The organism is Actinomadura hibisca NBRC 15177 (assembly GCF_001552635.1).
In the GTDB taxonomy this organism is placed as follows: domain Bacteria; phylum Actinomycetota; class Actinomycetes; order Streptosporangiales; family Streptosporangiaceae; genus Spirillospora; species Spirillospora hibisca.
The window spans coordinates 106,847-120,493 of sequence record NZ_BCRO01000026.1 but is presented as its reverse complement, the minus strand read 5'-3'; the positions used below and the strand labels follow the sequence as shown (position 1 = coordinate 120,493).

Sequence of the window (13,647 nt, the reverse complement as noted above, 5' to 3'; positions counted from 1 at the left end):
TTATCAATATGACTACCATGCCCGGGTGAGCGGCGTCGAGCCGATCCGGGCTCGGGACGGACCGCCGCGTCATGAGCTGGTGGCGTGCGCTGCGGCGTCGTCCGGGTCCAGTGGATGGTCCAGGACGCAGTGGGGCGTGCCGTGCACGTCGTCCATGGCCACGCGGCCCGCCACGCCGAACACCTCGGCCAGCAGGCCGGGGGTGATGACCTCGGCGGGCGGGCCGTCGGCGTGCACCGCTCCCCGGTGCAGGGCGACGACGCGTTCGGTGAAGCGGGCGGCGTGGTCGAGCTCGTGCAGCACCGTCACGACCGTCAGCGACCGGGCCGCGCGCAGGTCCCGGACCAGGGCGAGCATCTCCAACTGGTGCCGCACGTCCAGGTGCGCCGTCGGCTCGTCCAGCAGCAGGACGTCGGCGTTCTGCGCCAGGGCCAGCGCCAGCCGGACCCGCTGGCGTTCCCCGCCCGACAGGGTGTCCAAAACGCGATCGGCCAGGTGCGCGACGCCGGTGAGTTCCATCGCCTCGTCGGTCCGCGCGTCGTGGCCGTGCTGCCGGAGCATGCCGAGCGGCCCCTCGGTGGGGTAGCGGCCCTGGCGGACGAGGCGGCGGACGGTGAGACCGGGGACGGGCGGCATCGTCTGGTGCATGACGGCGACGCGGCGCGCGATCCGCCGCCGCGACAGCCGGGCGAGCGGGACGCCGTCCAGCTCGACGGCACCGGCCTCGGGCGCGAGCAGCCCGGCGAGCAGGCGCAGGAGCGTGCTCTTCCCGCTGCCGTTCACCCCGACCAGCGCGACGAGTTCGCCCGCGCCGACCGCCAGGTCGATGCCGGTGAGGACGCGGCGTTCGCCGTGCCTGAAGGCCAGGCCACGGGTCTGGAGGATCATGCGGGCCTTTCTCTGCGGACGACGGCGACCAGCACGGCCGCGCCGAGGAGGGCGGTGACGACGCCGGTCGGCACGCCCAGGCGGTGCCCGAGGTGCCCGGCGGCGAGCAGGTGCGTGGCGGCCTGCGCGAGGGCGTCGGCGCCGGTCAGCGCGGCTGCGCCGACGAGGGCGGCGACCGGCACGCAGGCGCGGGGTTCCCCGCGCGCCAGCCAGCGGGCGGCGTGCGGGACGACCAGCCCGACGAAGGAGATCGCCCCGGCCAGGGCGGCGGCCCCGGCGGTCAGCGCGAGCGCGACCGCGAGGACGGCGGCGCGGCCGGTCCGGGGCGGCAGGCCGAGGGACGCCGCGTGCTCGTCCCCGCCTTGCAGGACGCCCACCGCCGCCGAGGCGGCCCAGGCCACGGCGAGCCACAGCGGGATCCACCAGGAGGCCACGGTGAGGTGGTCCCAGACCCGTCCCTCGACCGACCCGGCGAGCCAGCGCAGCACGTTGCCGAACCGGCTGGGCTGGTAGGCCAGCAACATCGTGGTGAGCCCGCCGAGCACGGCTGACCCGAGCAGTCCGGCCACGACGACGCGTCCGGGCCCGCCGCCTGCGGCCAGCGCCCAACTCAGGCCACCGCCGAGAGCGCCTCCGACGAGGGCGGCCAACAGCGACCCGGCGGCGGCGTCCGCCGCGACGGCACCGAGCACGGTCCCGCCGAGGACGCCGAGGACCGCGCCGGGGTTGACGGCCGTCAGCTCCGGCGCGGCCAGCGGGTTGCGCAGCACCGATTGCAGCAGGTAGCCCGCCACGCCGAGCGCCGAGCCGGTGAGCGCGGCGGTGAGCAGGCGGGGCAGCCCGTACTCCCACAGCAGGCGCGCGTCGAGTCCGGTCGGGTGTCCCTGCACGACGGCCAGAACGTCTGCGGCTGTGGCTCCGCCGGTGGCCAGATGCGCGGCGACGACCGCCACTACCAGCACAAATGCGCCCAGGGCGCGGTTCATCGGCTCCTCCGCATCAAGGCCGCGCCGGTCAGCACGCCCGCCAGCGCGGTCCACGCGCCGAGCGGCGTCTCCACCGGGGCCAGGGCGAGCCGGGCGGCCAGGTCGGCGGCGAGCGTGATCGCCGCGCCGAGGACGGCCGTCCACGGCAACCACGTCCGCGCCTCGCCGCGTGGCCGGAGCCACCGGGCCAGCAGCGGCGCGACGAACCCCACCCAGGCGATCGGCCCGCAGGGACCGGTGACCGCGCCGACCAGCAGGGCGGCGACGGCGAGCACGCCGAGGCGCGCCAGGTCCACGCGGGCTCCCAGGCTCGCGGCGGCCTCGTCGCCGAGCCGCAGCAGGCCGAGCGCGGGCACGCACAGCAGCACGAGCGGGACGGCGAGCGCGAACCACGGCAGGGTCCGGGCCACCTGGTCCCACATGACCCCGCTGAGGCTGCCGACCAGGTAGCGGAACAGCAGGTCGTACTGGAGCCGGTCGGCGGTGGCCATGACGGCCAGCAGCAGCGCCTGGATCGCGGTGCTGACGGCGGCGCCCACCAGCAGGACACCGGTGGCGGTCCCGGCCGCCCGTGCTGCGGCCAGTGCCAGCACGCCACCTGCGGCGGCACCGCCGAGACCGACCAGCGGGTACAGCGCGGCCGAGACCGGCAGTGCCCACACGACGCAGACCGCGACGGCCAGCGCGGCACCAGAGGACACGCCGAGCAGTTCGGGGACGGCGAGGGGATTGCGCAGCGCCTCCTGGAGCAGCAACCCGGCCGTGCCGATCGCCGCGCCGCCGAGCAGCGCGACCAGCAGCCGGGGTGCCCGCAGCTCCCACAGCACGACGTGTTCGAGTGAGGTGGGGTCGCCGAGCGCGGCGGGGATCCGCTGGGGAGCAATGGACGGCGTGCCAAGGCAGAGGCCCGCGAGGATCAGTGCCGCCAGCGCCGCGCTCGCGGCAAGGGCGGCGTGCGGAAGCGGGGGCGCGGCCAGGCCGCGCCCCCTGACGTGCGTGGATGTCACTTCCGCGTCACCCGGCGGCCTTGGCGAGGGCTTCGTCCAGGATGATGCCGAACGCGCGGGTGCCGCGCCCGGAGGCCCACAGTTCGGGCTGGACCTCGAACACCTTGCCCGCCGCGACGGCCGGGATGCGCTTCCACACCGGGTTGTCGCGGTAGGTCTCGGTGACCGGCTTGGCCTTGCCGAACGCGAACGACTGCACGAAGACGACCTCCGGGGCCTTGGCCAGGATCTCTTCGAGGCTGTAAGCCTGCGCGGTCTCGAACCCGCCGCCCTTGCTCGGCCAGGGGTAGGCGAAGTAGCGGGACAGGAAGCTGCCGAGGATGTCGTCGGTGGTGTTGACGCCGACGTTGCCGCCGCCGTACATGGCCAGCGCCCGCTTCTTGTCCAGTCCTGCCGCCTTGGCGCGGCGGGTGCCGTCGGCGAGCTTGGCGTTGAAGCGGTTCTCGGCCTGCGCCTGCTGCGCGCCCCGTCCCGTCAGGGCGGCGAGGGAGCGCAGGTAGCCGACGGAGTCCTCGGGCTTCTTGACCTCCACCACCCACAGCGGCGCGAACTTCTGCACGGCGGCGCGCAGGTTGTCGTGGACTCCGGCGAGCCCGATGACGAGGTCCGGCCTGGCCTCCGCGATCTTCTTGACGTCCTCGCCGCCGAACGCCCCGGGGATCACCGGGATGCGCGCCCCTTCGGCACCGAGGTAGTCGGGCCGGGAGATCAGCTTGGGCGTCGTGGTCGCGGCGGGCCGCAGGCCCAGTTCGATCAAGGCGTCGTCGCAGATGCCGGTGAGGCAGACGATCCGCTGCGGTGCTTTGTCGAGGGTGAGGGATTTGCCCGCCGGGTCGGTGGTCTTCAGGGAGGCCGCCACCGGCGTCGCCGAGGCGGTGGGTGCGGCGGGCGCGGAACGGGCGGGGGCGGCGGCCTCGCCGCTCCCGCAACCGGCCAGGACGAGCAGCGCCCCGGCCGCGAGCAGCGTGCGGATCACCGGCCCACCTTGTCGGCGTCGTCGCGGCCGGGGGTGACGACGGTGAGGGCGCCGCCGCCGTCCAGGGTGCTGGGGGTGGTGATGGTGGACACGACGCGGCCGAGGTCGGGGGAGATGACCGAGATCTTGCCGGTGCCGCCGCCGGTGACGTAGGCGAGCGCGCCGGACGGGTCCTGGGCGATGCGGCGGAACTGGCCCTCCCACGGGGACGTCCCCGCGACGGGGCCGCCGGGCAGGCGCGGCAGGGTGACGCGGGAGGTCACGGCACCGAACCCGGCGGTGCCGGGACGCACGTTGACGAACGACACCTGGTCGGCGTCCGGGCGCTGGAGGACGTACCCGGCGGTGCGGTCGGAGACGCTGTGCCGGAACAGGAAGCCGGTGCCGAGGGCGGGGGCCCTGGTCCGGCCGGTGGCGGGGTCGGCGACGAACGCCTTGTGCCGCCAGGTCGTCCAGTCCGCCGCCTTGTCGGCCGATCCGAAGGTCGTCACGAGCCGGCCGTCGCCGGTCAGCCGCAGGTAGTAGCCGCGGCCGGTGCTCGGCCAGGCGATGGTGCGGGACTTGGCGAGGGTGCCGCCGGACAGCTTGGCGGTGTCGAGGCCGTCGTCGGTCGCGCCGATGACGGTGCCGCCCGCGTACGCCTCGCCGTGCCCGGCCGCGCCGATCGGGACGCTGCCGGTGGGGGTGATGTGGGCGCCGTTCGCGGCGAGGACGTCGCTGAGCCGGTACGACTCGAAGGTGTTCTCGTCGTCGTTGCGGTGCACGACGGTTCCCGCGCCGACGACGACGCCGGGGTGCCCGGTGTGGATGACGCCCGTGGAGGCCCGGTAGGTGGCCAGGTCGACGGCCGTCAGCGTGCCGTGGCCGTGCTTGGGCTCCTCCTCGCCGTGCTCGCCTTCCTCGTGATCGTGCTCCTCGGCCGCCGCGACGACGACGTGCCGTCCGGCCGGGTCGGCGGCCAGGTGGGTGACCTCGCCTTCGGGCAGCGGCGCGGTCCCGACGACGCGCGGGGCGCCCTGCGTCTGGAGCGCGACGAGCTGCCGCGCGGCCTCGTCCACGAACACGACGCGGCCGTCCTTGAGCGGCAGCAGGCCCGCGTGGTCGGCGAACGTGCGCCCGCTGATCGTCGCGATCCGCCGGTGGCCGGGGACGGAGTAGACGTACACCTTGCCGGCCGCCGCGTCGGCCACGACGAGCCGGGAGCCGGTCGCCTGAGAGGCCGCCGACGCGGGGGCGGGGACCAGCAGGGCCAAGGTCAGACCGCTGACGGCGGCGGTGCCGAGGGCTCGGTTTCGCATCGCATCTCCTGAAACGAAAATCATTGTCGCCATATGGACTTGATAATCATTATCATCTACGCTGCGGATGCGCCAAGGGGTCAACCGGGAGAAACACCCCTGATCCCCGCATCCGGCGCATCCCCTACCGAAAGGAGCCCCCATGGGCGACCACGTCTCCATGACCGGCGAAGAGCTGCCGGTCTTCTCCCCCGCCGAGATCGCGCAGCCGCTCCAGGCCGCGCACCCGACCTGCAACCACGCGCTGGTCGCCGACCTGTTCGACGAGGGCGACGAGAGCTGACCGACGGGTGCCGCGCGGCCTCGCGCCGCGCGGCACCCCCGTCCCCGGACACCGAATGAGGAAGCGCAGGCAGGGATGAGCGTCAGCACGAGCAGAGGCACGGGCGCGGACAAAGGCACGAGCACGGCGGGCGTGCGGCGGCTCGCCGCCGGTACCGCGATCTTCGAACGCGACGGCGCTCCGGTGCTGCGCACGGCCGCGGGCGAGTTCCTCGACCTGCACGCCCAGGTCGGCCCCGATCTGGACGCGCTGCCCGACCGCGTGGTCCGCGCGTTCGAGGAGCGCGGCCTGTTCGCCGCTCCCAGTACCGCAGCGGACTGGACCGTCGCCGTGCTGGGTGAGGGCCGCATCGCGACGGCGCTGCGCAGCCTGCTCGTCCCGGCCGGGTTCGGCCGCGTCGTCACCGCCACCAACGACCTTCCGGACGGTCCCGCCGTAGTGAGCTGGTGCTGCGACGCGCTGCCGCCTCCCGGCTGGCGGACGTTCGATCCCGGCACCGCAGCCTGGCAGCGCTGCTCGGTCGAGGGCACGACCGCCGTCCTGGAGCCGGTCACACAAACCAAGGGTGATCCCGGTCCGGCCGACGTGCGGGCCCGGCGGCTGGCCGCGTCCGGCAGCCCGGAGCACCTGGCCGCCTACTGGACGGGGCCGATCACCCACAGCGCCTCCGCCGTGGGCCCGGTGGAGGCCCTGTTCGTCGCGGCGCTGCTGGCCGCCGACCTGCTCGCGCTGACGCGCGGCGAGGCCCGCACCAGGACGCTGCGGCTGGCCGACCTGCGGACCCAGCGCGTCACCGACCACCCGATCCTCCCGCTTCCGGCGTTCCACCCCCGCGCGGAGCGTCGATGACGGCACTGCTCGGCGACGTGACCGTCCCCGGCGGGCTGGTCGGCGATGTCGTCCTGCCGTCCCCGCGCGGACGCCACCCGGTGCTGGTGATCCGCACCCCCTACGGCAAGCGCGGCCATCTCGCGGAGGCGCACGGCTGGGCACGGCGCGGCGTCGCCGTGGTCGTGCAGGACGTGCGCGGGCGGCACGAGTCCCCCGGCCGGTGGCGGCCCTACGCGGACGAGCGGGCGGACGGTCTCGCGCTCGTCGCGTGGGTCCGCGACCAGCCCTGGTGCGACGGCCGGATCGTCGCCTACGGCTCCTCCTACGCCGCCTTCTGCGCGGTGCGGATGGCCGACGCAGTCACCGGCGTGATCGCCGCCGTTCCCGCGCTCGGCCTGCACGAGACCACCCGCGAACCCGGCGGCGCGGCGAAGTTGTACTCCCACGCCTGGTGGTGGAGCACCTACGCCGACTGCCGCACCGACCGCGCCGGGCTGCTCGACCAGCGGCTCGCCGCCGATCCCGCCGCGCTGGCGCACCTGCCCGTCACCGGCCTGCCCGATCGGCTCGGGTTGCGGCTGCCGGGGTTCGCTCCGGCCTGGCGCGCTCCCGAACGTCCCGCGCTGAGCGCGCGGACGCCGCTGCTGTGCGTGGCGGGGCTGTACGACCCGTTCCTACACCACGCCGTCGAACTGTGGCGCAGCTGGGACGGCCCGGCGTCGCTGGTTGCCGGGCCGTGGCAGCACGATCTCGGCCTGGCACACCGGGACCGGAACGGCGACCGTCCCCTGCTGCACCGCGAACGAGCGGCCGAGTTCGTCACCGCGTGGCTATCCGCGCTCCTGGCCGGGCAGCCCGAGGCCCCTGGCGCGCGGCTGGCCGTGGAGTCCACCCGCACCTGGGCCAACGTGTTCGGCGGTACCACCGTGGACCTGGACCTCAAGGGCGCGGGGACGTTCACCGCCGATCCCGCCGACCCGTTCCCCTCCCGGATGGGGCCGGTGGACGTCGCCGGTGACGCGGACCGCCGCGACGCCGTCACCGCCGTCGGCGAGCCGTTCACCGACCCGTTCACCGCCGTGGGCCGCCCCCGCGTCCGGTTCGCCGGTTCCCGCGACACCCCGGGGCAGTGGGTCGCGCGGCTGTCGGAGGAACGCCCCGGCGGCACCGCGCTCCAGCTCGGCCACGCCCTCGGCCACGGCACCGACCTGACGCTGCCCCCGCTCGCGCACCGCTTCGCCCCGGGCACGCGGCTGCGCGTGGAGATCGCCGCCCACCACTTCCCGCTGCACGTCCGGCACCCGCACACGCCCGCCGACCCGCTGACGGCCACCGCCCTGCGGCCGTCGCGCCGCGAGGTGGACGAGGTCCGGCTGACCCTGGAGACCGCATGAACCGGCTCGTCGACCCCGTCTGCGGTGTGATCCGCAAGGTCACCCCCTACCCCCGGCTGCCCGGTATGCCGGACGCGTACCGCTGCATGATCGCCGAGGTGGCCGACACCCGCCGCGTCGGCGTCTGGCTCGCCGACCGCATCGCGGCGGGCACCTCCTTCGGCGACGCGGAGGCCGCCCGGCGCGGCGCGATCGGCGAGGCCGTCGAGCGGTACTGCGGCAACAACATCCCCGACGACCTGCCCCGCGCCTCCGCCGCCGACCTGGCGGCACGCGGCGTCGCCCACCTCGGGCCCGGCGACCTGCCGGGCCACTCCGCCGGGCAGCACGCCCGCGACGGCTTCCCCTACCGGCCGTGGAGCGCGGACGAACCGATCCTGTGGGCGCGGGGCACCGGCACCGACGGCGCGCCGGTGCTCGTCCCCGGCTCCTGGACCTACCTGAACTGGCACCAGGGACCGCGTCGCGACGAACCCCGCCACCACCACCTCAACTACGCCGGGATCGCCTGCGGTCAGGGCCTCACCGACGCCTCGGCGCGCGCGCTGACGGAGGTCGTCGAGCGCGACGCCGTGACGTTGTGGTGGGGCCTCGCCCTGCCCGCGCGGGGCGTCCGCGTCGCCTCGGTGCCCGGTCTGCCCGACGCCTGGCGCGGCAGTGACCTGGCGCTCCATCTGGTCGAGGTGCCCAACGACTTCGGCACGCCCGTCATCGCGGCGCTCGCCTTCGACGCCGGACGCCGGATCGCGGCGGCGGGGTTCGCCTGCCGCCGCGACCCGGTGGCGGCGTGCCACAAGGCGGCGCAGGAGGCCGTGCAGGTGTGGATCGCCGCGCTCAGCCTGCTGGCGGAGGACGGCGCGGCCTTCGACGCCATGGCGCGCGGCGTGCTGGCCCGGCACTCCTACCTCCCCTTCCGCGCCGACCGCCGCTACCTGGACGCGGCGGGCGAGGACTTCTCCGCCGTCCGCGACCTGGCCGCCCAGGCGCAGGTCTGGCTGGACGAGCGCCTGCACCCGCTGCTCGACCGCTTCACCCGCCCCGGCAGCGAAGTGGACGTCGCCCAGATCCCGTCCGGCGGCGACCTCGCGCAAGCCGTCACCGCCACCGGGCGGCGCGTCGTCACCGTCGATCTCACCACCACCGACATCGCCGAGACCGGGCTGGCCGTCGCCCGCGTCGCCGTGGACGGCCTGCTGCCCAACTCCCCCGCCGCCTACCCGCTGCTCGGCTCCGTCCGCTGGAAGGACGTCGCCGCACGCCACGGCGCGGACGGCACGATCACCTCCGCCCCCATCCCCCACCTGTGAGGACGACGCAGATGCCGCCCCTGTCCCCCGCCGTCCGGCTGGCCGACGCCGCCGCGCGCGGTCCCTACGACGGGCACCGGCCCGACCCTCGCGGCCAGCCCCGTTACGCCGTCGCCGATCCTGGCACCGCGCTGCCCCGGTACCCCGCGTCGCAGGTCCTCGGCCCACTGCTGGACCTGGCACTGGCCGCCGAATCCGGCCGGGTTCGCCCGCGCCGCGTCCCCTCCGCCGGGGCGCTCTACCCCGTGGACGCCCACGTCCTGCACGAAGGCACCGTCCACCGCTACGACCCGGTACGGCACGCGCTCACCGGCTGGCCGTCCGGCACCGACACCGGCGCGTTCGTCGTCGTGCTGTCGCTGGTGCCCGAACGCACCCGGTGGAAGTACGGGGCGCGCGCCCTGCCGAGCCTGCTGCTGGACCTCGGCCACGCCGTCGCCGCCCTCGCCGCGTCCGCTGCGGCGCTCGACGTCCCCTGCCAGGTCTGGACCGATCCGGACGCCCGCTGCCTGGCCGCCCTCACCGGAGCGCCCTACAGCCTGGCCGCCGTGCGCATCGGGACACCGCCCGACCTGCCCTCACCGCCGCCCGCGCCCCGCCCGCTCCCGACCGGCGACCTGGTCACCGACGCGCTGACCGACCTGTCCCCCGGCTCTCCCGCACCGGGCTGGACCGACCCGGGCCAGCCCCGCCATCCGGCGGACGTGCTGCTGGCCCGGCGCAGCGCCGACTCCCTCACCGGACACCTCAGCTCGGCCGACCTCGACGCGCTCCTGCACCGCACCCCGCTCGTCGCCGCCACCGCCGACGGCCTGCGCGACGCGTCCGGCCCGATCGCCCGGGGCGACGCCCGCCCTGTCCTGGCGGCCTGGTCGGGCGGTGGACCGGCGATCGCCGAGGCCGCCGCCGTCCTGCTGTTCACCGCGCCGCTTGACGACTACCGGCGCGAGCACACCGACGCGGGCCGCACCGTCCACCGAGCGGTGCTGGAGGCCACCGCACGCGGTCTCGCGGCACGTCCGGTCGGGAGCTGGTCCGCCAACGCCGACCTCGGCGCGGCGCTCGGCCGTCCGTCCCGGCGGTCCATGGTCGTCCACGCCTTGGCGGTGGGCGGCCGGGCCCGTCCAGCACAGAAGGAACTGCCGATGAACGAACCATCGCGTGCCGTACCGGTCGGCGGCCGTACCCGTCCACCACGGGAGAGAGCGCCGATGGATGAGCCATCTCGCGTCGTGCCGGTCCCGCCCGCCCCCGACGATCGGAGCGCACGATGATCGTCCATCGGCGGCTTCTCACGTTGTCCGGCGCGGTGCGGGCCCCGGTCGGCGCGTGCGTCGGGCTCGGCCTGGCCGTCTCGGCGGCCTACGTCGGTCAGGCGCTGCTGCTGGCCGGTGCGCTCGCCGCGCTCGCCCGTGGCGACCATGGGCGGACCGTCACCCTGCTGGCGTGGGCGTTCGCCGTCATCGCCGTCCGCGCGGTGTTGTTGTGGGCGCGCGAGACCGTCACGGTCTGGGCGGGCGCGCTGATCCGCGCCCGGCTCCGCGACCGGCTCGTGGACCGGCTCGGCAGGCTCGGCCCCGCCTACCTCACCGGCGCCCGCACCGGCTCGGTGCAGACCACGCTCGTGGACGGTGTGGAAGGGCTCGACGCGTACTACAGCCGCTACCTGCCGCAGGTTGTGATCACGGTCTGCGTGCCGGTGGCGTTGGTCGGCTGGCTGTTCACCGTCAACGCTCCCGCCGCCGCCGTGCTGGCCGTCGCGGTCGCCGGAGTGCTGGTGATCCCACGGTTCTGGGACGCGACTCTGCTGCGCCGGGGCCGGACGCGGTGGGCGGCGTTCGCCGACCTGGCCTCCGACTACCTGGAGGCGATGCAGGGCATGGCGACGTTGCGCGCGTTCGGTGCCGTGACGCGGCTCGGCGGACGGCTGGCCGACCGCGCCCACCACCTGTACCTCACCACGATGCGGCAGCTCCGGGTGTCGCTGGTGGAGACCGGCGTGAGCGCCTTCCTCATCCAGGCCGGGACTGCGGGCGCGGTGCTCGCCGCCGTCTTCGCCTCGGGCGGGACGCCCGGCGCGTGGAGCGTGTTCGTGGTGCTGCTGGTGGCCGTCGAGTGTTTCCGGCCCGTCCGGCAACTCTCGGAGTACTGGCATGCCGGATACCTCGGGATCACCGCCGTGGACGGGCTGGAGGAGCTGCTGTCGGCCCGGCCCGCCGTGGCCGACGCGGGCACCCGCACGATCCCGTCCGGCCCGCCCGCCATCGAGTTCGAGCGCGTCACCTTCACCTACCCCGGTGCGGACGCCCCCGCCGTCCGGGATGTGTCGCTGCGCGTCGGTGCCGGGGAGACGGTCGCGCTCATCGGCCCCTCCGGCGCGGGCAAGAGCACCCTGGCCGCCCTCCTGCAACGCCACCACGATCCCGGCACCGGACGGATCACCCTCGGCGGCGTCGAGCTGGGCGACCTCTCCCTGGAGGCGCTGCGCCAGGGCGTCGCCGTCGTCGCCCAGGACACCTACCTGTTCCATGGCACCGTCGCCGACAACCTGCGGCTCGCCCGCCCGGACGCCACCGGCCCCGAAGTGGAGGCCGCCGCCCGCGCCGCCGGGGCGCACGACCTCATCGCCGCGCTCCCCCACGGCTACGCCACCGTCCTCGGCGAGCGCGGCGCCACCCTGTCCGGCGGGCAGCGGCAGCGGCTCGCCCTGGCCCGCGCGCTGCTCGCCGACGCCCCGGTCCTGGTGCTCGACGAGGCCACCTCACACGTGGACGTGCGGGGCGAAGAGGCGCTGGACCGCGTCCGGCAGGGCCGGACCTGTCTGCTGATCGCGCACCGGCTCTCCACCGTCCGCGACGCCGACCGCATCGTCGTGCTCGACCGGGGCACGGTCGCCGAGACCGGCGACCACGCCTCCCTCACCGCCGCACGCGGCTCCTACCACCGGCTCCTCACCCTCCAGGAAACCCCCTGATGACTACCTCCCCGATGTGGTGGCTGGCCCGCTCGGTCGGCGCGCACCGCCGGGCGTTCGCCGCGACCCTCGTCTCCCATCTGCTCGGGCAGCTCGCGACGCTGGGCGTCGCCGTCACCTCGGCGTGGCTGGTGGGCCGCGCCGTCGCGGGCGACACGACGGCCGCCGGGACCGTGGCCGGGATGCTCGCGGCGCTGGTCCTCGTCGCGACGCTGGCGACCTGGTGGGAGATGTACATCGCCCACGACCTGGCCTATCTCGTGCTGGCGCGGTTGCGCGGCGAGGTCTACGACGCCGTCGCCCGCACCACCCCCGCGCGGCGGCGGGCGCGGCGCTCCGGCGACCTGTCGGCCGCCGTGTTGTCCGACGTCGAGACCCTCGAATGGCTCTTCGCGCACACGCTCGCGCAATCGCTGACCGCCGCGATCGTGCTGACCGCCGGTGCCGTCCTGACGGCATTCCTCGACCCGGCGCTGCTGCTGGTCTCGCTGCCGGTCGCGTTGTGCGTCCTGACGTTGCCGCTGTGGTTGCGCCGACGGTCCCGGGCGCACGGCGACGAACTGCGCGCCGCCACCGCCGGGCTCACCTCCGACGTCGTCGACACGGTGCAGGGCCTGCGGGAACTGGCCGCGTTCGGCGCGCTGGACCGCCGCCGCGAACTGCTGGCCGACCGCGCCCGCAGGCTCGCCCGCGCGCAGGCCGCCAACGCCTCGCGGGGCGGGCTGGAGGCCGCCCTCACCGATCTGCTCGTCGCGGTCGCGGCGGCGGGGACGCTGCTGCTGGTCGTCTCCCTCGTCCGCGCCGGACGCCTGGACCTCGCACACGGGCCGGTCGCGATGGTGCTGGCCGCGAGCGCCCTCGGGCCCGCGACGCAGGTGGCGCTGCTGCTCAAGGAGTACGGGACGCTGCGCGCGGCGGCGGGCCGCGTCCACGACCTGGTCGCCGCGCCCGCCCACGTCGCACCGCCCGCCGCCCCGAGGCCGGTGCCGCCCGCCCCGGCGGTCGTGTTCGACGACGTCCGCTTCCGCTACGACCCGGACGGCCCCGAGGTGCTGCGCGGCGTGTCGTTCACCGTCCCGCACGGCGCGACCGTCGCGCTCGTCGGACCGTCCGGTGCGGGCAAGACGACCTGCGTCTCGCTGCTGCTGCGCCACTGGGACCCCGACGCGGGGCGCGTGCTGGTCGGCGGTGTCCCCGTGGACCGCATCGCCGACCTGCCCGCCCACGTCACCGTCGTGCCGCAGGACGTGCACCTGTTCGCCGGGACGATCGCCGACAACGTGCGCCTCGGCGCACCCGGGGCCGATCCGGCCCCGGCGCTGCGCGAGGCGCACCTCGACCTGGACCCCGCCACGGTCACCGGCGAGCGCGGCGTGCGGCTGTCGGGCGGCCAGCGCGCCCGGGTCGCGATCGCCCGCGCCCTCGCCGTGGACGCGCCCGTGCTGGTGCTGGACGAGGCCGTCGCCAACCTCGACCCCGAGAACGAGGCCCGCCTCGCCGCGACCCTCGCCGCCGCCGCGCGGAACCGCGCCACCCTGGTCATCGCGCACCGCCACTCGACGATCCGGCGCGCCGACCACATCGTGCTCCTGGAGGACGGCCGCGTCACCGCGCAGGGCACCTACGCCGAACTCACCGCCGACCCGGACGGCCGCCTGGCATCCCTGCTCCGGCTGACCGGGGCCGAGCCGTGACCGGCCCGG

The 13,647-nt window shown here is 75.7% G+C and carries 12 protein-coding genes; 7 read left to right on the top strand and 5 right to left on the bottom strand.

Features of this window, described 5'->3' with window-relative positions; translation table 11 throughout:
* Positions 1 to 69: 69 nt before the first annotated feature.
* Genes AH6_RS12955 through AH6_RS44640 form a run of 5 tightly spaced genes read right to left on the bottom strand, consistent with a single transcriptional unit; the run spans position 70 to position 5,155 of the window.
* Positions 70 to 888: an ABC transporter ATP-binding protein gene (locus tag AH6_RS12955; protein WP_067478948.1), complete on the bottom strand. Its 819-nt coding sequence runs from the start codon at positions 886 to 888 to the stop codon at positions 70 to 72.
* Positions 885 to 1,874, bottom strand: coding sequence for an iron ABC transporter permease (locus AH6_RS12950; protein ID WP_067478945.1), 990 nt, complete (start codon positions 1,872 to 1,874; stop codon positions 885 to 887). The genes AH6_RS12955 and AH6_RS12950 overlap by 4 nt, the downstream gene beginning before the upstream one ends.
* On the bottom strand, positions 1,871 to 2,881 hold the full coding sequence (locus tag AH6_RS12945) for a FecCD family ABC transporter permease (protein WP_218005796.1): 1,011 nt from the start codon (positions 2,879 to 2,881) through the stop codon (positions 1,871 to 1,873). Before AH6_RS12945 ends, AH6_RS12950 begins: the two co-directional genes overlap by 4 nt.
* A 7-nt stretch (positions 2,882 to 2,888) precedes the next feature.
* Positions 2,889 to 3,857 (bottom strand): ABC transporter substrate-binding protein, encoded by a 969-nt coding sequence (locus AH6_RS44645; RefSeq protein WP_169807842.1) that lies wholly within the window; start codon positions 3,855 to 3,857, stop codon positions 2,889 to 2,891.
* Positions 3,854 to 5,155, bottom strand: a complete 1,302-nt coding sequence (locus AH6_RS44640; RefSeq protein ID WP_067478942.1) for a hypothetical protein — start codon at positions 5,153 to 5,155, stop codon at positions 3,854 to 3,856. The genes AH6_RS44645 and AH6_RS44640 overlap by 4 nt, the downstream gene beginning before the upstream one ends.
* A gap of 142 nt (positions 5,156 to 5,297) precedes the next feature.
* Here AH6_RS44640 and AH6_RS43675 point away from each other — a divergent pair, with 142 nt between their 5' ends.
* The 7 genes from AH6_RS43675 (at position 5,298) to AH6_RS12905 (ending at position 13,638) form a co-directional block, all read left to right on the top strand.
* A complete protein-coding gene (locus AH6_RS43675; protein ID WP_157431431.1) occupies positions 5,298 to 5,438 on the top strand; it encodes a hypothetical protein in 141 nt (46 codons plus the stop codon).
* A 75-nt stretch (positions 5,439 to 5,513) separates the two neighbouring features.
* The gene (locus AH6_RS12930; protein WP_067478939.1) at positions 5,514 to 6,287 is read left to right on the top strand and encodes a hypothetical protein; all 774 of its coding nucleotides are present in this window, start codon (positions 5,514 to 5,516) and stop codon (positions 6,285 to 6,287) included.
* Positions 6,284 to 7,663 (top strand): CocE/NonD family hydrolase, encoded by a 1,380-nt coding sequence (locus AH6_RS12925; RefSeq protein ID WP_067478935.1) that lies wholly within the window; start codon positions 6,284 to 6,286, stop codon positions 7,661 to 7,663. The genes AH6_RS12930 and AH6_RS12925 overlap by 4 nt, the downstream gene beginning before the upstream one ends.
* Complete coding sequence (locus tag AH6_RS12920) at positions 7,660 to 8,970, top strand: YcaO-like family protein (RefSeq protein ID WP_067478932.1); 1,311 nt, start codon at positions 7,660 to 7,662, stop codon at positions 8,968 to 8,970. The genes AH6_RS12925 and AH6_RS12920 overlap by 4 nt, the downstream gene beginning before the upstream one ends.
* A gap of 11 nt (positions 8,971 to 8,981) precedes the next feature.
* Positions 8,982 to 10,244, top strand: coding sequence for a nitroreductase family protein (locus AH6_RS12915; protein WP_067478929.1), 1,263 nt, complete (start codon positions 8,982 to 8,984; stop codon positions 10,242 to 10,244).
* Positions 10,241 to 11,944, top strand: a complete 1,704-nt coding sequence (locus AH6_RS12910; RefSeq protein ID WP_067478926.1) for an ABC transporter ATP-binding protein/permease — start codon at positions 10,241 to 10,243, stop codon at positions 11,942 to 11,944. Before AH6_RS12915 ends, AH6_RS12910 begins: the two co-directional genes overlap by 4 nt.
* Entirely contained in the window at positions 11,944 to 13,638 is a 1,695-nt protein-coding gene (locus AH6_RS12905; protein ID WP_067478923.1) for an ABC transporter ATP-binding protein, read from the top strand. The genes AH6_RS12910 and AH6_RS12905 overlap by 1 nt, the downstream gene beginning before the upstream one ends.
* The last annotated feature ends 9 nt before the right edge of the window (positions 13,639 to 13,647 follow it).